This is a genomic window from Micromonospora sp. NPDC047793, assembly GCF_040642635.1.
Classification (GTDB): domain Bacteria; phylum Actinomycetota; class Actinomycetes; order Mycobacteriales; family Micromonosporaceae; genus Micromonospora.
Genome location: NZ_JBEYSG010000002.1, coordinates 70,320 through 89,576 on the forward strand (window position 1 = coordinate 70,320; position 19,257 = coordinate 89,576).

The window sequence follows — 19,257 nt, forward strand, 5'->3', positions numbered from 1 at the left end:
CGGCCTCGTCCGCGCTCACCTGGCCCATGCCGGCGACCCGCACGCTGGCCCGTGCCGACGTGGGCGGCACCGGCTCCCGCTGCCCCGGCACACTGGTCATCCCGGCCCCGCTCACACCCGCGCTGCCGACGGCCCTGTTCATGCCCGTGCCGGCCGACGGCCGGTCAGCCTCGGGTGTCACCGGGGACCCGGCACGGTACGTGGTCCCGCCGCTCGTGGTGGCAGCGCCGGGGCCGGGTCCGCCGGTGGCCGGTGCGGCTGCTCCGGTGCCGACCGCCGCTGGACCTCCGGGGCCGGGTACGCGGGCCACTCCCGCCCTTCCGCGCGCCGGTGGCCGATCAGTGCCGCCCGGTGCCGCCGCTGACGGAGCGGGGACGTGGCCGGCCGTGCCGACCGGGTCCGGGGCGGCGACGGCCGCCGAACCGGAGGCGGACGACGTCGGCTCAGGAGCGGAAGACGTCGGCTCGGGTGTGGCCGGTGCGGGTCGCGGCGGGGAAGGCGTCGGCTCGGCGGCGGCCGGAGCAGGTTCGGCGGTCGCGGTCGGCGCGGCGGACGCAGGGTCGGCCGGCGTCGCCGGAACCTCGTGCTCGGTCATCCTCGTCCTCCGTGCCACGCTCGCACCCGGATCCGTCCCACCGGACCGGCAGTGCCTGTGTGACACCGTGCCACATCCCGACCGGAAGGCACACCCGTAGCCCACACAGTGTCCCGCGTGTACGCGTGGGACGGGTCGGAGATCGCCTCGGTGGGCCCCGTCCGGTCAGCGACCGCCGGTGGCGGACGGGGTGGCCGAGGTGCTCTCCTCGGGATCGCTGCTGCTCGCCGCCGTGGTCGGGGCGAGGCTGCTGCGCGTCGGGTCGAGGCTGCTGTTCTCCGTGCTCGGGGTGGCCGTGGCCGACGGGCTCTCCGACGGCGAGCCCGTCGGCGACGGCGTCACCGACGGGGAGGGCGAGTCGGTCGGCTTCGGCGTGGGCGAGCCCGTCGGCGAGGGGGACGGCGACGTCGGTCGCGGAGTCGGCGTCGGCTTCGGGCTGGTGGTGGGCTTCGGGGTCGGCTTCGGCGTGGGCTTGGGTGCCGGCGGCTGCGACGGGGTGGGCGGAGTGGCGGGGGCGGGCACCGCACCGACCACCCGGGTCGCGGCGTAGAACCGGGACCAGCGCACCGTCGAGATCTTCACCACGTCGCCGGTGGTCGGTGCGTGGATCATCTTGCCGCCGCCGACGTACATGCCCATGTGGTGGACGGTCCGCCAACTGCTGCCGGAGGCGAAGAAGATCAGATCGCCGGGGAGCAGCGCGGTGCGCGGCACGGTGCGGGACCGGGTCGCGTAGTACTGGTCGCGGGCGACCCGCGGCAGTTTGTAGTACCCGGCCGACCGGTACGCCGACCAGACCAGGCCGGAGCAGTCGAACGAGTTCGGTCCGGTGGCACCCCAGACGTACGGGTCGCCGAGCTGACGCCGGGCGTACGCGAGGGCGGCCAGCGCGGTGGGGTGCGCGACCAGTCCGTCGGCCGACTGGTCGAGGTAGTCGGCACCGAGTTGCTGCTCGGCGGCCTCCTGCTGGCGGGCCAGCGTGATCAACTGCGCGGAGTTCTCCTCGCGCAGTTTGACCAGCTTGGCCTCTTCCTCACGCAGCGACTGCTGCGTGGCGGCGTACTGCTGCTGCACCCCGCGCAGCCGCTGATCGGCGGCGGCGTACGCCTGCGTGGCCACCTGCTCGTCGGCCCGCGCACGGCTGACCTGGCCGGCGGCCGGCCCGGTGGCGCCCTCGCTGCGCTCGCCCCGGTTGGCCCGGTGCAGTAGTTCCAGGTCCCGCAGGGTGGCCGCCCAGTCGCCGGGCGGCTGGGCGGCGTCGACCTTGATCGCCTCGGCGGCGACCTGGTCGGCACGCTGCTCGGCCTGCTGGACCGCGGCCCGGGCGAACTCCAGGGTGCGTCCGGCCGCGGTGTGCTGGGTCTCGGCCTCGGTGCGCTGTTGTTGCAGGTCGAGTAGTTGGGTGCCGAGTTCGCCGATCCGTGCCTCGACGGCGGTGATCTGGGCTTCGAGCGCGTTGCCGGCGGGGGTGACGGTCGGGGCGATCACGCCGGGGGTGCCGCCGGGCGGTGCGCCGGGCAGTTGGAGCTGACCGGCGACGGCCGGGCGGGAACCGCTGTCGGGCACCGTGGCCGGGACGCTCGGCTCGGCGTACGCGGGAGCGGCGAGGACGGCGCTGGCGACGGCGCTGAGCAGCGCGGACCAGAGCATCGGCCGCAGCACCGGCGAGACCAGCGGACTCCGTCGCCGTCGCCGCCGTCCGTCCGTGCTGTCGACCATCGGGCTCCCGTCCGGACCTGCTCCGCCGCGCCGGGGGTCGGACGCGGATGTGGGGACGCTACTGCCAGGTGTCGCCAGATCGCCTGGTGTCACCGGTGCGAGGTGTGGCGTGCCCCATCCTGTCTTACCTCACCTGCTGCGCGGTGTCGATGTTTGGACGGGTTAAAGGAAGCTGTGAGTTCGGGAGACGCTGGTCACCGAAGGACCACGGTGTGAGCAGCCCGGGTCTGCGACGTAGGCTCTGACTGCGGCCGGTAACGGTCGCGGACGCAGGGGAAAGGGACGGGCTTTCGATGGACGCCGGACTCAAGCGCGAGCTCGAAGCGAAGGTGTACGCCGGGGAGCGGCTGACCCGTGAGGACGGCATCGCGCTCTACTCCAGCGACGACCTGACCTGGTTGGGGCGACTGGCCCACCACGCGCGTACCGAGCGCAACGGCGAGCGGGTGATGTTCAACGTCAACCGGCACCTCAACCTGACCAACGTCTGCTCCGCCTCCTGCGCGTACTGCTCCTTCCAGCGCAAGCCGGGCGAGAAGGACGCGTACACGATGCGCATCGACGAGGCGGTCCGCAAGGCCAAGGAGATGGAGGACGAGCAGCTCACCGAGCTGCACATCGTCAACGGCCTGCACCCGACCCTGCCCTGGCGCTACTACCCGAAGGTGCTGCGCGAGCTGAAGGCCGCGCTGCCGAAGGTCAAGCTCAAGGCGTTCACCGCCACCGAGGTGCAGTGGTTCGAGAAGATCAGCGGGCTGACCGCCGACGCGATCCTGGACGAGCTGATGGAAGCCGGTCTGGAGTCGTTGACCGGTGGCGGTGCGGAGATCTTCGACTGGGAGGTCCGCCAGCACATCGTCGACCACGCCTGCCACTGGGAGGACTGGTCACGGATCCACCGCCTGGCGCACAGCAAGGGCATGAAGACGCCGTCGACCATGCTCTACGGCCACATCGAGGAGCCGAGGCACCGGGTCGACCACGTGCTGAGGCTGCGGGAGCTGCAGGACGAGACCAATGGCTTCGTGGTCTTCATCCCGCTGCGCTACCAGCACGACTTCGTCGACTCAGCGGACGGCAAGGTCCGTAACCGGATCCAGGCCCGCACCACGATGGCCTCGCCGGCCGAGTCGTTGAAGACCTTCGCGGTCTCCCGGCTGCTCTTCGACAACGTGCCGCACGTGAAGTGCTTCTGGGTGATGCACGGGCTCTCGGTGGCCCAGCTCTCGCTCAACTTCGGCGTCGACGACCTGGACGGCTCGGTCGTCGAATACAAGATCACGCACGACGCGGACTCGTACGGGACGCCGAACACGATGCACCGGGACGACCTGCTGCACCTGATCTGGGACGCCGGCTTCCGTCCGGTCGAGCGGAACACCCGCTACGAGGTGGTCCGCGAGTACGACGCCGCGCCGAGCATGGCGGAGCGCCGGTCCGAGCCGCAGCAGGTCTGGGCCTGAGTCGACGCGTACCCTGGCACGACGATGAGCGAGCAACAGAGCGCGTTCCCCCGCCGGGACGACGACGGGCGCATCCGGTTCCTGGGTGACCTGCTCGGCGTCAGCCTGGGCGGAGTGGTCATCGGGATGCTGGTGCTGGTGCTCTTCGACACCGCCTTCGCCTGGTTCGGTGCCGGTGACTTCGGCCAGGCCAACGGGTGGCTGGCGGTGATCCTGGCCGTCTGGTTGTTCTGGGAGGACTTCCGGGCCTGGGAGTTCGGCGCGCCCCGGTTGGTGGCCGGGTTGGTGGCGCTGGCGATGGCGGTGGTCTCCGGTCTGCTGGTGGCAGGCGTGGTGACCGGGCTGCCGCCGCTGCTCTCCGGCGGCCTGGCGGCGGTGACGTTCACCGTCGTGTACGCGTTGGTCTGGTTCCCCGGCGTCCGTTGGCTGGTCGACCGGACGATCTGAGGTCGCCGTGCGGCGCGGCCGCACACAGGAGCTGAGAGACGCCGCCGCCCGGCGGAGAATGGAGTACGACGTGAGCGCGGCGGCCAAGTACACCCTCGGCCGGATCGGCCTGTTCGTGGTCGTGATGCTGGCCCTCTGGCCGGTCGACATGGACATCTTCCTCAAGCTGATCCTGGCGCTGCTGTTCTCCGCCGCGGTCTCCTTCTTCCTGCTCAAGGGCGTACGTGACCAGATGGCCGAGGAGATGGCCGCCGCCGCCGAGCGTCGCCGTTCGGAGAAGGAGCGGCTGCGGTCCGCCCTGGCCGGCGAGGACCAGGCCGAGGCCGACCCGGTCTCCGGCGGCCAGACCGACGGCGGATCGGCCGACCAGTCCGGCTCGTCCACCGAGCCGGGACGCGGCTCGTCCTCCTGACCTGCGGCGACGGGACCATGTCGTCGGCATGAGGATCCGACTGGGATGGGCCGTACAACGATCGATGTTGATATGACCATGTGACCGGTGGTGGGCTGTCCGCTGCCGGGCGGGGAACCCCCGCGCCTCCAGGAGGTTGTCCATGGCCTTCCGTTCGATCCCCGTCCGCCGTGCCCTGGCGCTCATCGTCGCCGCCGGGCTCGGCCTGCTCACCATCTCCGCACCACCGGTCTCCGCCGAACCGGCCCCGAACCGGGACGAGCAGCCGGCCGCCGTGCCCTACCGGGTACTGGGTCCGAAGACGCTCGCCGACCGCAACGCGATCGCCGGCACCGGTGCCGCGATCGACTACTCCGAACACGGGGTGCTGCACGTCTCGGCCACCCGCGCCGAGGCCGCCGCGATCACCCGCCTCGGGTTCCGGCTGGAGGCGATCGCCGCCCTGCCCACCGATCGGGGCGCCACGGACGGGCAGGTCGGCGCGTTGGCCTTCCCGCCGGCCGACGCGAACTACCACGACTACGCGGAGATGACCGCCGTGGTCAACCAGGTCGTCGCGGACCACCCGTCGATCGCCCGCAAGGTCAGCATCGGCAGCTCGTACGAGGGCCGGGAGCTGGTGGCGGTGAAGATCTCCGACAACGTCGCCACCGACGAGAACGAGCCGGAGATCCTCTTCAACGCCCAGCAGCACGCCCGCGAGCACCTGACCGTCGAGATGGCGATCTACCTGCTCAACCTCTTCACCGACAACTACGGCTCCGACTCCCGGATCACCGGCCTGGTCAACAACCGGGAGATCTGGATCGTGCCGACCGTCAACCCCGACGGCAGCGAGTACGACATCGCCACCGGCTCCTACCGGTCCTGGCGGAAGAATCGCCAACCCAACAGCGGTTCGTCGTACGTCGGCACCGACCTGAACCGCAACTGGAGCTTCAACTTCGGGTGCTGCGGCGGCTCGTCCGGCTCCACCTCCTCGGACACCTACCGGGGCCCGTCGGCGTTCTCCGCTCCCGAGACGCAGGCGCTGCGCAACTTTGTCAACAGCCGGGTGGTCGGCGGGGTGCAGCAGATCAAGGCCAACATCGACTTCCACACCTACTCCGAGCTGGTGCTCTGGCCGTACGGCTACACGACCAGCAACACCGCCACCGGGATGAACGCCGACCAGTACAACACCTTCGCCACCATCGGCCAGCAGATGGCGGCGACCAACGGCTTCACCCCGCAGCAGTCCAGCGACCTGTACATCACCGACGGCAGCAGCATCGACTGGATGTGGGCGACGCACGGCATCTGGGCGTACACCTTCGAGCTGTATCCGGGCTCGGCCTCCGGCGGCGGCTTCTACCCGCCCGACGAGGTCATCCCGGCGCAGACCTCGCGCAACCGGGAGGCGGTGCTGATCCTCTCCGAGTACGCCGACTGCCCGTACCGGGCCATCGGCAAGCAGGCCCAGTACTGCGGCGGTGGCAGCGGGACCACGGTCTGGTCGGACACCTTCGAGACCGCGACCGGCTGGACGATCAACCCCAACGGCACCGACACGGCCACCTCGGGGCAGTGGGAGCGGGGGGCCGCGCAGGCCACCAACTCCAGCGGCGCCAAGCAGCTCACCCCGTTCGCCGGCAGCAACGACCTGGTCACCGGCCGGTTGGCCGGCAGCGCCGCCGGAGACTACGACGTGGACGGCGGCGTGACCAGCGCCCGGTCCCCGGCGGTCACGTTGCCGTCCAGCGGCACGTTGACGCTGTCGCTGGCCTGGTACCTGGCGCACGGCTCGAACTCGTCGTCGGCCGACTACCTGCGGGTCAGCGTGGTGCACAACGGCGGCACCACGGCACTGCTCACCCAGGCCGGCGCGGCCAGCAACCGCAACGGCGCCTGGACCCAGGCCAACCTCAACCTCACCCCGTACGCCGGGCAGTCGGTCCGGATCCTGGTGGAGGCCGCCGACGCGTCGACGGCCAGCCTGGTCGAGGCGGCTGTGGACAACGTCACCATCACCGCCTCCTGAAAGCGGCGGGGCCCCGCCACACCCCCTCGCGCGGGGCCCCGTCCAGGGGCCAAACGGACAACAGTGAACTAGACGGGCTGCACGTGGCCGGGACCGTGACCTGCTCAGCGGGTCGCGGTCCCGCCGTGCGCTACCGTCGTACCGACCCGCCGCAGCGAAGCCGGTGCGAAACCGGCGCTGTCCCGCAACTGTGATGCCCCGAAGACGGGGACGAGTCAGGTCGCCTGGGGCGCGTCGCGATTCGCGCTCTCGAGGAAGGGCGCCTCGCGGACGGGCCGCTCCGGCTCCTGTCGGCGAAGCAGCACTCCTCGACCGACAGGAGGACCGATGTTCAGCCGTACCCCCCGGGTCTTCGCCGCCACTCTCGCGGTGGCCGCGCTCGCCCTCGGTGCCTGCGCCGAGACGAACAGCGAGACACCCCGCACCGGCGACAGCCGCAGTGGCGCCACCTTCCCCGTCACCGTCGGGTCGTTGACCCTGGATCAGCGTCCCGAGAAGATCGTCTCGCTCTCCGCGACGGCTACCGAGATGCTCTTCGCCATCGGTGCCGGGCCGCAGGTCACCGCCGTTGACGACCAGTCGAACCACCCGGCCGACGCGCCGAAGACGGACCTCTCCGGCTACCAGCCGAACGCCGAGGCGGTCGCCGCGAAGAACCCCGACCTGGTGGTGCTCAGCGACGACCGCAACAAGATCGTCGACCAGCTCACCACCCTCAAGATCCCGGTCTACCTGACCCCGGCGGCGCAGACCCTGGACGACTCGTACCGGCAGATCACCGAGCTGGGCACGCTCACCGGCAACGCCGACACGGCGACCGACGTGGTGCAGCGGATGAAGGACGACATCACCAAGATCGTCGCCGAGGTGCCGCAGCGGGTCCAGGCGCCCACCTACTTCCACGAGCTGGGGCCGGAGCTGTACACCGCCACCAGCAAGACCTTCATCGGCTCGATCTATGCCCTCGCCGGCCTGGAGAACATCGCCGACGCGGCGGACGCCGACGGCACGAACGGCGGCTACCCGCAGCTCTCCCAGGAAGTGATCGTCCAGGCCAACCCGGACTTCGTCTTCCTCTCCGACGTGAAGTGCTGCCAGCAGAGCGCCGCCACGGTCAAGGCGCGCAGCGGTTGGTCCGGCATCGAGGCGGTCAAGAGCGACCAGATCGTCGAGCTGGACGACGACGTCGCCTCACGCTGGGGCCCGCGCGTGGTGGACCTGCTCCGGACCATCGTGGACGCCACCGCCAAGGTCACCGAGTGACCGACGTCGTCAGGCGTTAGCAGGGGACCCTTCCTATGCACCAGGCGTTAGCAAGGGACCCTTCCTTACCGGTCGTCGCCCGCCCGGCGGGCCTGCGGAAACGCTGGCTCGCCGTCGGCGTGCTCGCCGTCTTCGTCGCCCTGGTGGCGGGCGTCTCGCTCGGCCCGGTCAGCCTGCCGCCCGGCAGCGTCGCGATCGAACTGCTCAATCTGCTGCCCGGGGTACGCCTGGACAGCGGGCTGACCGAGCGCGAGATCGCCATCGTCACCGAGCTGCGGCTGCCCCGGGTGGTGCTGGGTCTGCTGGTCGGTGGACTGCTGGCCCTGGCCGGCGGCGCCTACCAGGGCGTGTTCCGCAACCCGCTGGCCGACCCGTACCTGCTCGGGGTGGCCGCCGGAGCGGGGCTCGCGGTCACCGTCGTCCTGACCCTCGGCACCGCGACCGGCGGTGCGCTCAGCGGGTTGCCGCTCACCATCCCGCTGGCCGCCTTCGTCGGCTCGCTCGGTGCGGTCGCCATGACGTACCTGCTCGGGGTGGCCGGTGGACGCAGCCGTTCGCCGGCCACCCTGATCCTGGCCGGGGTGGCCGTCTCCGCGTTCCTCTCCGCCGGTCAGACGTACCTGCTGCAACGCAACGCGGACAGCATCCAGGAGGTGTACTCCTGGCTGCTCGGGCGGCTGGCCACCGCCGGTTGGCACGACGTCCGGCTGGTGCTGCCGTACTTCCTGCTCACCAGCCTGGTCATCCTTCTGCACCGCCGGGAGTTGGACGTGCTCTCGGTGGGTGACGACGAGGCGGCCGGGCTCGGCCTGCACCCGCAACGCTCCCGGTACCTGCTGATCGCCGCCGCCTCGCTGGGCACCGCCGCCGCGGTGTCCGCCTCCGGCCTGATCGGCTTCGTCGGGATCATCGTGCCGCACACCGTACGGCTGCTCGCCGGATCGAGCTACCGGGTCATCCTGCCGCTGTCGTTGCTGTTCGGCGGCGCCTTCCTGGCCCTGACCGACGTGGCGGCCCGGACTGCCGCCGCCCCGCAGGAGATCCCGATCGGGGTGGTCACCGCGCTGCTCGGTGGTCCCTTCTTCGTGCTGATCCTGCGGACCGCCCGACGGGTGCTGACGTGACCGCACCCGACACCTCCGATTCCGCCGCCGTGCGGGTGCGTGACCTGCGGATCAGCCTGGACGGCACGCCGATCCTGACCGGCGTCGACCTGACCGTCCGGCCCGGCGAGTGGGTCACCGTGATCGGACCCAACGGCGCCGGCAAGTCGACCCTGTTGCGGGCCGTCGGCGGCCTGCTCGCCGCGCCGGGCGCCGTCGACCTCTTCGGTACGCCGCTGAGCGCCCTGCGCCGCCGCGAACGGGCCCGGGTGGTGGCGACCGTGGCCCAGTCCCCGGTCGTACCGCCCGGAATGGCGGTGCTCGACTACGTGCTGCTCGGACGTACCCCGTACATCCCGCCGCTGGGCCGGGAGTCCGCCGCCGACATGGCCGTGGTGCACGAGGTGCTCGGTCGGCTGGACCTCGCCGGCTTCCAGGGTCGGGAACTGGCCACCCTCTCCGGCGGGGAGCGGCAGCGGGTCTTCCTGGCCCGCGCACTGGCACAGGGCGCCACCCTGCTGCTGCTCGACGAGCCGACCAGCGCGCTGGACATCGGTCACCAGCAGGAGGTGCTCGAACTCGTCGACCAGTTACGCCGGACGCACGGCCTGACCGTGCTGGCCACCATGCACGACCTCTCCATCGCGGGCGAGTACGCCGACCGCATGGTGCTGCTGGCCGACGGCCGGATCGTCGCCGAGGGCACCCCGACCGAGGTACTCACCGAGGAGATGCTCGCCCGCTACTACCGGGCCCACGTCACGGTCGTCCCCGGCCCCCACGGCCCCCTGGTCCTCCCCACCCGCCCCCGCTGACCCCACCCACCGACCACCCTCCCGTCCCGGCCCGCTCGCCCCCGGCCTCGGCCCGTCCCTCTCGCCTCGGCCCGTCGATCATGGAGTTGTGGTGGAGGCAAAGGCCGTAAACCCGTCCGAACGAACAGCCGCAAGTCCATGATCGACGGACCCGGACCCGGACCCGGACCCGGACCCGGACCCGGACCCGGACCCCGACGGACCGGGAACCGGGCGGCGGTCAGGGTTTCAGGGCGATGAGGGAGAAGAGGGCGCCGTGTGGGTCGCGCAGGGCGGTGACGCGGCCGGCGGGGATGTCCCGGGGCGGGACGAGGATGGTGCCGCCGAGTTCGGCGGCGCGGGCGGCGGTGGCGTCGGCGTCGGCGACCGAGAAGTAGAGCGTCCAGTACGCCGGTGAGTCGGCCGGGAATTCGGCGCCCAACGGTGGCATCATCCCGGCCACCAGGCGGTCACCCAGCCGCCAGCCGGTGTAGGCGACCTGCCCCATCGGCTCCTCCTCGGGCTGCCACCCGAAGACCAGCTCGTAGAAGACCCGTGCCCCGTCCGGGTCGGGGGTGATCAGTTCGGTCCAGCACATCGCGCCCGGTACGTCGAAGACGTCGGCCCCGGCGAAGCTCATCGGCTGCCAGACGCTGAACGCGGCACCGGCGGGATCGCTGAACACGGCCATCCGGCCCCGGTCGAACACCTCGAACGGCGGCACCACGACCTGCCCACCGGCCCGCTCCACCCGGCCGACGACCAGGTCGGCGTCGTCGGTGGCGACGTACGTCGACCAGATCGGCACCTGGTCGGGTACGGCCGGCGGCCCCACGCCGGCCACCGGTCGCCCGCCGAGCAGGAAGACCGTGTAGCCGCCCGCCTCCGGTTCGGGGTCGACCCGACCGGTCCAGCCGAACAACTCGGGATAGAACCGTCGGGCCGCGTCCAGCCCCGGGGTGGCCAGATCGGCCCAGCAGGGGGTACCCGGTGGGACGCCGACCACGGGCCACCCCTCTCGGCTCGGGGCGCTCGCGGCTCGACCACCCTCACCGGCATCGTGGCACCGCCCGGCCGCCGCCCGAGCGAAACGGCCGGATCGTCAACTGAACCGGCGACCCTCGTCCCGTCGGTACGCCCACCCACCGATCGCGGCCAGCGCCACCACCCAGACCCCGAGCATGACCAGCGACAACGTGCTGACCGGGAAGTCGCCGACGACCGCCCACATCAACTCCACCGCCCCCCGGGTGGGCAGGAACGGCGCGATCGCCTCGATGAAGCCGGGCGCGTCACCGGGGGCGGAGAGCAGCCCACCGCCGAAGGCCATCGGGAAGAAGACGACCTGGGCCACCACGATCGCCGCCTTGCTCGGCAGTGAGTACCCGATGGCGAGCCCCAGCAGGGTGAACGGCACCGCGACCACCGCCACGGTGGCCAGCGCCAGCAGGAACCGGATCGGGGTGATCTCGGCTGCGGTCAACGTCGCGGCGATGACCAGCAGCGGGATCAGCGACAGGTAGGTGACCAGCAGACCGGCCAGCACCCGGCCGGCGAAGCGTGGTCCCGGCCCGACGGGCAGGGTCCGGGTGTACGGGTCCCAGGGCTGTTGGCGGTCCTCGGCGACCCCCATGCCGTACTGGAAGATGTTGGCGCTCATCACCGAGAAGGTGACCATCGAGGCGGTGGCGAAGGTGGCGCCGACCGGGTCGTCGCCGGCCCACGGCACCACGAAGAAGAGCATCGCGACGGCAGGGAAGAAAGCGCTGCCGAAGAGCGCGATCGGGATGCGGACCGTCTCCAGCAGTTGGTAACGCGCGTGGGTCAGGGCGAGTGGCACGGCAGGCACTTCCTCAGACGGGGGTCGGCTCGGTCTCGGCGGTGGTGATGGCGAGGAACGCCTCCTCCAGCGAGGTGGGCCGTACCTCCAGATCGCGGAAGTCGACACCGCTGGTGACCAGGTCGCGGACGAGCTGGTCGGCGTCGGCGGTGAGCAGGTGCGTCCGGCCGTCGACGTGTTCGGTGCGGACCACTCCGGGCAGCGTCGGCAGCGCGTCGGTGGTCAGACTGACCCGGCGTACGCCGACCACGGCCCGGACCGCGTCGACGCTGTCGTCGGCGAGTACCCGGCCGTGCCCGATCACCACGATCCGGCGTGCCAGCGTCTCCACCTCTTCGAGGTAGTGGCTGCTCAACAGCACCGTGCCGCCGTCGGCGTGGAAGGACCGGATGGCGTTCCAGAGGGTGTGCCGGGCCTCCACGTCGAGCCCGGTGGTCGGCTCGTCGAGCAACACCAGCCGGGGGCGGCCGACGAACGCCAGCGCCACGGCCAGCCGGCGTTTCTGTCCGCCGGACAACCCGCCGGTCTGCCGCTTGAGCTGGTCGGTGAGGCCGAACCGGTCGAGCAGTTCATCCCGGGGCACCGGGTCCGGGTAGTGGGCGGAGACGAAGTCGACCACCTCGCCGACGCGCAGGGTGGCGGGGAGCCCGGTCTCCTGCGGCGTCACGCCGATCCGTTGCCGGTTCGCCGCGTCCCGGGGGTCGCCGCCGAACAGCTCCACCCGGCCCGAGGTCGGCCGGCGCAGCCCCACCAGCAGGTTGAGCAGGGTGCTCTTGCCGGCGCCGTTCGGCCCGAGCAGGCCGACCAGTTCGCCCGCACGGACCTCCAGGTCGACCCGGTCCAGTGCGAGGACGTCGCCGTAGCGGCGACTGACCTGATCGGCGCGGGCGAGAATCACGGGGGGCTCCTTCCATGGTGCTCCGTGTACAACGGTCTATCGGGTCGGTGCCACCGCGCAATCAGCCGAGTGGTGCGGGCAGCGGCGCGACGTGCACCACCGAGAGCCGGGACACCGCCCGGGTGAGCACCACGTACAGGCGGTGCAGGCCGCGCGGTTCGGCCGCCACGATGGCCGCCGGTTCGGCGACGACCACGTGGTCGTACTCCAGGCCCTTGATCGTCGTGGCGGGCATGACGGAGACCCGCGTACCCGCCGTCGGTTCGTCGACGGTCGCCGTCTCGATCCCCGCCGCGGCCAGCGCCGCGCGTAGCCCGGCCACCGCGTCGTCGGCGGCGATCACCGCGATCGACCCCTCGTGCGCGAGCGCCGCGCGCACCTCGGCCACCGTCGCCTCGGACAGCTCGGTCACGGTACGCACCGCGAGCATGCCGTCGTGGCGCAGCGACTCGGCCGGAGGTACGTCGACGGCGAGCGCCGGCAGCAGCCGGTTGGCGAAGGCGAGCACCTCCGCAGGCACCCGGAAACCGACCGTCAACGGCACCACGACCGCGTCCGGCTTGCCCAGGTGGCGCAGGGTCTCCCGCCAGTCGGTGGCGGCCCACGGCGCGGTCGCCTGCGCCAGGTCGCCGAGGAGGGTGAGCGAGCCGTGCTCGCTGCGCCGGGCGATCACCCGGCACTGCATCGCGGAGAGGTCCTGGGCTTCGTCGATGACGACATGGCCGAAGCCGGTCGGCCGCTCGATCAGCCCGGCCGCCTCGTCGATCAGGACGGCGTCGGCGGCGGTCCACCGGGTGGCCTTCGGCGTACGGGCCCGCTTCCCGGCGGTGAGCAGGGCCTGCTCGTCAGGGGTGAGCAGTCCCTCGGCTGCCGCCGCGAGCCGGGCGGGATCACCGAGCAGGGCGTGCACCAGCCCTTCCGGGGTGAGCGCGGGCCAGACCGCGTCCAGGAAGGTGGTGACCGGCGTCGAACGGCCCGTCCGGCGCAGCCAGGCGTCGCTGGGCGACTCCGCCCGCCGGGCCTCGGCCTGCCGTTGCAGCAGCCCGACGACCCGGGCGCGGATCCGTTCCCGGCCGACGGCGTACGGCAGCCCCTCCGCGCGCGTCTCGTGGACCAGCCGGTGCAGTGGCTCCAATCCGATCCGCCAGCGGTACGAGCCGTCGGAGACGGTCATCGCCTCGGCCGGCTCGCCCACGTACGCGTCGACGGCCCGGCGCAGCACCTCGGCCATCCGGGCGTCGTGCTTGATCCTCGCCACCTCCGGCGCTTCCACCGCGCGCACCGCCACCCGGTCGACCAGGTCCTCGACGGTGGCCTGCGCGACCTCCACCTCACCGAGGGCGGGCAGCACCGCCGCGATGTACCCGAGGAACGCCCGGTTCGGGCCGACGACCAGCACCTTCGACCGGCGCAGCCGCTCCCGGTGCAGATAGAGCAGGTACGCGGCGCGGTGCAACCCCACCGCCGTCTTCCCGGTGCCCGGCGCGCCCTGTACGCAGATCGAGTCGGCCAGGTCGGCGCGGACCAGCTCGTCCTGCTCCGGCTGGATGGTGGCGACGATGTCGCGCATCGGCCCGATCCGGGGGCGTTCGATCTCGGCGGTCAGGATCCGGCTGGCGGTGCCGAGTTCCTCGCCCCGGTCGAGGTGCTCGTCCTCGAAGCTGGTCAGTACGCCGTCGCCGAAACCGAACCGGCGGCGGACCGCGAGCCCCTGCGGGTCGCGCGCGCTGGCCCGGTAGAACGACCGCGACACCGGGGCCCGCCAGTCCAGCACCAGCGGTTCGCCCTGCTCGTCGGTGACGTGCCGGCGGCCGACGTGGTAGCGCCGCCCGGCGTGCTCGGCATCGGCGTCGCCGAAGTCGAGGCGGCCGAAGAACAACGGCGTCCGCGGGTCGTCGGCGAGTTCGGCCACCCGCCGGGCGAGGTGCCGCCCGAGCTGTTCGGCGGTGTACGAGTCACCGGCCACCGTGTCGCCGGTGGCGAAGAGGGCCTCGGCGCGTTCCCGCATCCGGTGCAGTGCCGCGCGGGACCGGGTCAGGTGCGTCCGCTCGGCGGTCAGCTCGTCGTCGAGGCCGGACGGCGGTGGGTACGGGGTGTGTGGGGCGTGCAGGCTCATCCACGTGCTCCTTGACGGGGAGGAAGGCTGCCGCTCGCGTGTCCGACCACGGGTCGGCGCGGGACGTCCGCTCCGGTGCTACTCACCTCGGCCGTCAGGCGGAAACGAACAGCCTACTCCCCGCCGGGCGGCCAGCAACCGATTTACCACCACCCCGAGCCGGGGCCGTGCAAGGAAGGGCCCCCTGCTAACGCCTGGTGTCGTACAGGGGACCCCTGCTTACATCAGGTGCGGGGTTGGCCACTTCCGGGGCGGCTCGCTGAGCCGATCGGGCGGTGCGGGGATACGGTCGGGGCATGGTCGAGCGCGTCGCCCGCCCCCGGGTCGGGCACATCCAGTTCCTCAACTGCCTGCCCATCTACTGGGGGCTGATGCGCTCGGGTGCGCTGCTCGACGTCGACCTGCACAAGGACTCGCCGGACCGGCTCAGCGCCGCGCTGGTCGCCGGTGACCTGGACATCGGGCCGATCACCCTGGTCGAGTACCTGCGGCACGCCGACGAACTGCTGCTCCTGCCGGACCTGGCGGTCGGCAGTGACGGCCCGGTGCTCTCGGTCAACCTGGTCAGCACCCGCCCGCTGGCCGACCTCGACGGGGCGCGGATCGCGCTCGGGTCCACCTCGCGGACCGGGGTGCTGCTCGCCCGGCTGCTGTTGCGCGAGCGGTACGGCGTCGACCCGGAGTACTTCCGCTGCCCGCCGGACCTGACCCAGATGCTGCTGGAGGCCGACGCCGCGGTGCTGATCGGTGACGTGGCCCTGCGGGCGATGTACGAAGCCCCCCGGCAGGGGCTGACCGTGACCGACCTGGGGCTCGCCTGGCGGGAGTGGACCGGTCTGCCGATGGTCTTCGCCGTCTGGGCGGTCCGCCGCGACTTCGCCGCCGCCCATCCCGGTCTGGTCAAGGAGGTCCACGAGGCGTTCCTGCGCTCGCGTGACCTGTGCCTGGCCGAGCTGGACCAGGTCGCCGAGTCGGCGGCCCGGTGGGAACCCTTCGACGCGGCCACCCTCGCCGAGTACTTCCGGGCCCTGGACTTCTCGCTCGGCGAGCGTCAGGTCGCCGGGCTCCGGGAGTTCGCCCGTCGGGCCGCCGAGATCGGCGAGACGCCCGCGTTGCCGGCCGGCGGACCGGCCTTCTTCACCCGCTGACCGCACCCCGAACCCGCGGCAGCGCGGCCGTCGAGCCCCCGCCGTGCGCCGCCGCCGGCGCTGCGGTCGGCCGCTGACCACCCGCACCCTCAGGTACGCGTCAGCAGGGCCTCGGTGATCTCCTGGCAGTTGTCCATGCCGTACTCGTAGCCCTTGGCGATGGGGTAGCGGAGCATCACGCCCATCGTCCAGGTGTCGCCGACCGCCAGGCAGTTGACGTGGATCTCCTGCTCCTGGGTGCGGTCCACCCAGCCGTTCTTGATGGCGATCCGCTTCGCCTCGTCGGCCGGGAACGCCTTGCGGATGCCGAAGTCGCCGGCACCGCGTACCAGGCGCATCTCCTTGAGCAGCCACTTGGTCCACTCGGGGCCGGCGGCCCGTCCGTCGGCGATGCAGTTGCCCAGCCGTGCGGTGTCGCGGGGAGACAGCTCGGTACGGCTCCACCCCAGGTCACTGGAGACCTTGCTGTCGGTCAGGTCGCAGACGGACAGCAATCGCTTGATCGACGCGGCCCGCCCGATCTGGGTGTAGAGCTGCTCGGTGCGGGTGTTGTCGCTGTCCCGGATGATCCTGGTCAGGTCGTCGAGCTTCGCGTCGCTCGGCGTCTGTCCCGCGTTCGCGGTGCGGCGCAGGTAGTCGGCGACGACCCAGGACTTGATGAGCGAGGCGGTGGTGTTGGTCTCGTCCATGTTGTCCGAGCCGATGATCTCGCCGGAACGGCGGTCCAGCACGCTCCAGCCGTACCAGCCGTCGATGTCCAGGTCGAGCTGCTTCGCCGCGAACGGCAGCGGCTCGGGCTCCGGTGACGGGCTGGGCGAGGGCGACGGACGCGTGTGTCGGTCGGTGAGCGAGCCGTCGCGGGACACCGGCGGATCGGACCGGCCCCACTCGGCGGCGGCGCGGGACTCGAAGGGCGAGCCGGGGAGCAGGCGCAGGGAGACCAGGACCAGCCCGAGCAGTACGCAGGCGATCGCGATCAGCCGTAGCGGGGATGTTCCGCCCTCCCGGTCGCGCTTGCGGGCGGGCATCAGAGCTTCCCGACCGGCTGCTGCGGCACCTTGAGCGCACCGCCGGGCTGCGGGGTCACCAGTTGGGCGGCGACGCTGGCGCAGACGTCGGCCCCGTAGTCGAGCTTCTCGGCGATCGAATAGCGAAGCATGACGGCCAGACTCCACTTCTCCGTGACCGCGAGGCAGTTGACGTGCCAGTTGCGGTCGTAATAGAGGCGGGTCCAGCCGTTCTTCATGCCGACCGGGCCCTGACTGGTGATCGACTCAGGTAGGCCGTCGATGATGCCCCATCGGCCGCCGCCCCAACCCTTCTCCTCGTGCTGGTCCTTGTCGGCGGTGGTGCCGCGCACCTTGCTCATCTCGGAGAGCAGCCACTCGGTCCACTTCGGGCCGGCCGCCCGGCCGTCGGCGATGCAGTCGCCGAGCCGGACCGCGTCGCGCGGGGACATCCTGGTGAAGCTCCACCAGCCCTCGTACCCCTTGACGTTGCCCCGCTTGGTGTCGGTGAGGTCGCAGATGCTGATCGCGCGCTTGATCACCGGGCCGGGTTGGCCGCCGGCCGGCACCGCGTACGAGCCGCCGGCCATGCGGTAGATGTAGTTGGTCGACGAGTCGTCGCTGTCCCGGATGGCCTTGCTGGCCGACTTCTTCTGCGCGGCCGTCGGCTCCTCGTCGCCGAGCTGGCGCAGGTAGTCGGCGACGATCCAGGCCTTGATCATCGACTCGGTGGAGCTTGTCGCGGCCATGTTCTTCGAGCCGGAGATCTTGCCCGACTCGCGGTCCATCAGCGCCCACGAGAAGAAGTCGCCCTCGAAGTTCACCGAGACCTTGCCTGCGGCGAGGGTTGGTGGCGGCGGTGGCGCGGGCGGCGGCGCCGCGACGCTCTCCTGGGCGGCGTTCGCCTCGTCGCCGGAGAGCCGGGCGTACGCGGCCGGCACCAGCATGACGCCGCCGAGTAGCACCGCCGTGACGGCGAACACCATGATCACGCGAGATCGCATGAGCGGGTGAGCTCCAGATGTCAGGGCCGGGGGGACCGGCTTGTTGCCAGGACTGACCGGTATGGATCGCTTGCGGAGGCGGGGGAGGTGCCCCTGAAGGCAGGCGATCGTTCGGCACCGATCGGTGTGACCTGCGAAGTCTACGTCCGGATCTGCGCGACGCCAGGATCCGACACTGGCCAACTCGCGGGGAAGGCGGGATAAGAACCCGCTACGCGGCTGTTGCGAGGATTTGTGGCTCGTTTGTGACCCGTCTCACAGCGACGGACGCTACTCGTGGCGTGCGGCCGGTAACGCTCGGGCATCTCGTATTTCTATGACACCCCTCTGGTGCCGCTGGTCGCAAGCTGTAACACTGAGTCCATGTATGGCAATGACTTCCCGGGCGAGGACCCGCCCGGCGGCCTGCTCGGCGAGGTCGAGGCGGCGGAGGCCGCGCTGCGCGCCGCGGCGGAACAGGGACGGACGGCCGCCGAACCCGGCACGGACCTGGCGACGTACTTCACGGCCGTGGTCGAGGCCGACCAGAAGATCGAGCCGCGCGACTGGATGCCGGAGGCGTACCGGCGGACGCTGATTCGGCAGATCGCCCAGCACGCGCACTCCGAGATCATCGGCATGCAGCCGGAGGGCAACTGGATCAGCCGGGCGCCGTCGCTCAAGCGCAAGGCGATCCTGCTCGCCAAGGTGCAGGACGAGGCCGGTCACGGGCTCTACCTCTACGCCGCCGCCGAGACCCTCGGGGTGAGCCGGGACGAACTGGTCCAACTCCTGCTCGACGGCCGGCAGAAGTACAGCTCGATCTTCAACTACCCGACTCTGACCTGGGCCGACGTCGGTGCCATCGGCTGGCTGGTGGACGGCGCGGCGATCGTCAACCAGGTGCCGTTGTGCCGCTGCTCCTACGGCCCGTACGCCCGCGCCATGATCAGGGTCTGCAAGGAGGAGTCGTTCCACCAGCGCCAGGGCTACGAGATCCTGCACGTGCTGGCACACGGCACCCCGGCCCAGCGGGCGATGGCGCAGGACGCGGTCGACCGCTGGTGGTATCCGTCGCTGGCCATGTTCGGCCCGCCGGACGGCGACTCCACCCACTCCGCCCAGTCGATGGCCTGGAAGATCAAGCGCTTCTCCAACGACGAGTTGCGGCAGCGCTTCGTGGACATGTGCGTCGGCCAGGCGGAGGCGCTCGGGCTCACCATTCCCGACCCGGACCTGCGCTGGAACGAGGAGCGCCAGGCGTACGACTACACCCAGCCCGACTACGCCGAGCTGATGCAGGTGATCAAGGGCAACGGGCCGTGCAACCGGCAGCGGATGGCGCACCGCCGCCAGGCGCACACCGACGGCGCATGGGTACGCGAGGCCGCCGAGGCGTACGCGGCGAAGCGGCGGACCAACGAGAAGGTGGCGGCGTGAGCGCGAGGA

The 19,257-nt window shown here is 71.6% G+C and carries 16 protein-coding genes and 1 riboswitch; of the genes, 9 read left to right on the top strand and 7 right to left on the bottom strand.

Annotation, left to right across the window (positions count from 1 at the left end):
• Positions 1-760 precede the first annotated feature (760 nt).
• On the bottom strand, positions 761-2,314 hold the full coding sequence (locus ABZ738_RS04955) for an NlpC/P60 family protein (protein ID WP_357211090.1): 1,554 nt from the start codon (positions 2,312-2,314) through the stop codon (positions 761-763).
• Between the two features lie 293 nt (positions 2,315-2,607).
• On the opposite strand from ABZ738_RS04955, the gene mqnE reads away from it, so the two are divergent.
• From mqnE to ABZ738_RS04990, 7 genes are all read left to right on the top strand, one after another.
• Complete coding sequence (gene mqnE, locus ABZ738_RS04960; RefSeq protein WP_131053069.1) at positions 2,608-3,777, top strand: aminofutalosine synthase MqnE; 1,170 nt, start codon at positions 2,608-2,610, stop codon at positions 3,775-3,777.
• A 24-nt stretch (positions 3,778-3,801) separates the two neighbouring features.
• Positions 3,802-4,224, top strand: coding sequence for a hypothetical protein (locus tag ABZ738_RS04965; RefSeq protein ID WP_176092328.1), 423 nt, complete (start codon positions 3,802-3,804; stop codon positions 4,222-4,224).
• A 70-nt stretch (positions 4,225-4,294) separates the two neighbouring features.
• Positions 4,295-4,636, top strand: coding sequence for a DUF4229 domain-containing protein (locus ABZ738_RS04970; RefSeq protein WP_176092329.1), 342 nt, complete (start codon positions 4,295-4,297; stop codon positions 4,634-4,636).
• Between the two features lie 142 nt (positions 4,637-4,778).
• Entirely contained in the window at positions 4,779-6,656 is a 1,878-nt protein-coding gene (locus ABZ738_RS04975) for a M14 family zinc carboxypeptidase (RefSeq protein WP_131053072.1), read from the top strand.
• Between the two features lie 159 nt (positions 6,657-6,815).
• Positions 6,816-6,876: riboswitch (cobalamin riboswitch) on the top strand.
• A 107-nt stretch (positions 6,877-6,983) separates the two neighbouring features.
• Positions 6,984-7,919, top strand: coding sequence for an ABC transporter substrate-binding protein (locus ABZ738_RS04980; protein ID WP_131053073.1), 936 nt, complete (start codon positions 6,984-6,986; stop codon positions 7,917-7,919).
• A gap of 35 nt (positions 7,920-7,954) precedes the next feature.
• The gene (locus tag ABZ738_RS04985; protein ID WP_131053074.1) at positions 7,955-9,043 is read left to right on the top strand and encodes an iron ABC transporter permease; all 1,089 of its coding nucleotides are present in this window, start codon (positions 7,955-7,957) and stop codon (positions 9,041-9,043) included.
• A 29-nt stretch (positions 9,044-9,072) separates the two neighbouring features.
• Complete coding sequence (locus ABZ738_RS04990) at positions 9,073-9,837, top strand: ABC transporter ATP-binding protein (RefSeq protein ID WP_176095619.1); 765 nt, start codon at positions 9,073-9,075, stop codon at positions 9,835-9,837.
• Positions 9,838-10,057: 220 nt separating this feature from the next.
• On the opposite strand, the gene ABZ738_RS04995 is transcribed toward ABZ738_RS04990, so the two are convergent.
• From ABZ738_RS04995 to ABZ738_RS05010, 4 genes are all read right to left on the bottom strand, one after another.
• Positions 10,058-10,822, bottom strand: a complete 765-nt coding sequence (locus tag ABZ738_RS04995) for a VOC family protein (protein ID WP_131055702.1) — start codon at positions 10,820-10,822, stop codon at positions 10,058-10,060.
• 96 nt (positions 10,823-10,918) lie between these two features.
• On the bottom strand, positions 10,919-11,656 hold the full coding sequence (locus tag ABZ738_RS05000; protein WP_131055700.1) for an ABC transporter permease: 738 nt from the start codon (positions 11,654-11,656) through the stop codon (positions 10,919-10,921).
• Between the two features lie 13 nt (positions 11,657-11,669).
• Positions 11,670-12,554: an ABC transporter ATP-binding protein gene (locus tag ABZ738_RS05005; RefSeq protein ID WP_131055698.1), complete on the bottom strand. Its 885-nt coding sequence runs from the start codon at positions 12,552-12,554 to the stop codon at positions 11,670-11,672.
• Between the two features lie 61 nt (positions 12,555-12,615).
• Complete coding sequence (locus ABZ738_RS05010) at positions 12,616-14,670, bottom strand: AAA family ATPase (protein WP_131055696.1); 2,055 nt, start codon at positions 14,668-14,670, stop codon at positions 12,616-12,618.
• A 296-nt stretch (positions 14,671-14,966) separates the two neighbouring features.
• Between ABZ738_RS05010 and ABZ738_RS05015 the strand changes: the two genes are divergently transcribed.
• Entirely contained in the window at positions 14,967-15,818 is an 852-nt protein-coding gene (locus ABZ738_RS05015; protein WP_131055694.1) for a menaquinone biosynthesis protein, read from the top strand.
• 89 nt (positions 15,819-15,907) lie between these two features.
• Here ABZ738_RS05015 and ABZ738_RS05020 read toward each other — a convergent pair whose 3' ends face one another.
• The gene (locus tag ABZ738_RS05020) at positions 15,908-16,846 is read right to left on the bottom strand and encodes a serine hydrolase (protein WP_357211097.1); all 939 of its coding nucleotides are present in this window, start codon (positions 16,844-16,846) and stop codon (positions 15,908-15,910) included.
• Complete coding sequence (locus tag ABZ738_RS05025) at positions 16,846-17,829, bottom strand: hypothetical protein (RefSeq protein ID WP_357211099.1); 984 nt, start codon at positions 17,827-17,829, stop codon at positions 16,846-16,848. Before ABZ738_RS05025 ends, ABZ738_RS05020 begins: the two co-directional genes overlap by 1 nt.
• Before the next feature lie 363 nt (positions 17,830-18,192).
• On the opposite strand from ABZ738_RS05025, the gene paaA reads away from it, so the two are divergent.
• On the top strand, positions 18,193-19,248 hold the full coding sequence (gene paaA / locus ABZ738_RS05030) for a 1,2-phenylacetyl-CoA epoxidase subunit PaaA (RefSeq protein ID WP_357211101.1): 1,056 nt from the start codon (positions 18,193-18,195) through the stop codon (positions 19,246-19,248).
• The last annotated feature ends 9 nt before the right edge of the window (positions 19,249-19,257 follow it).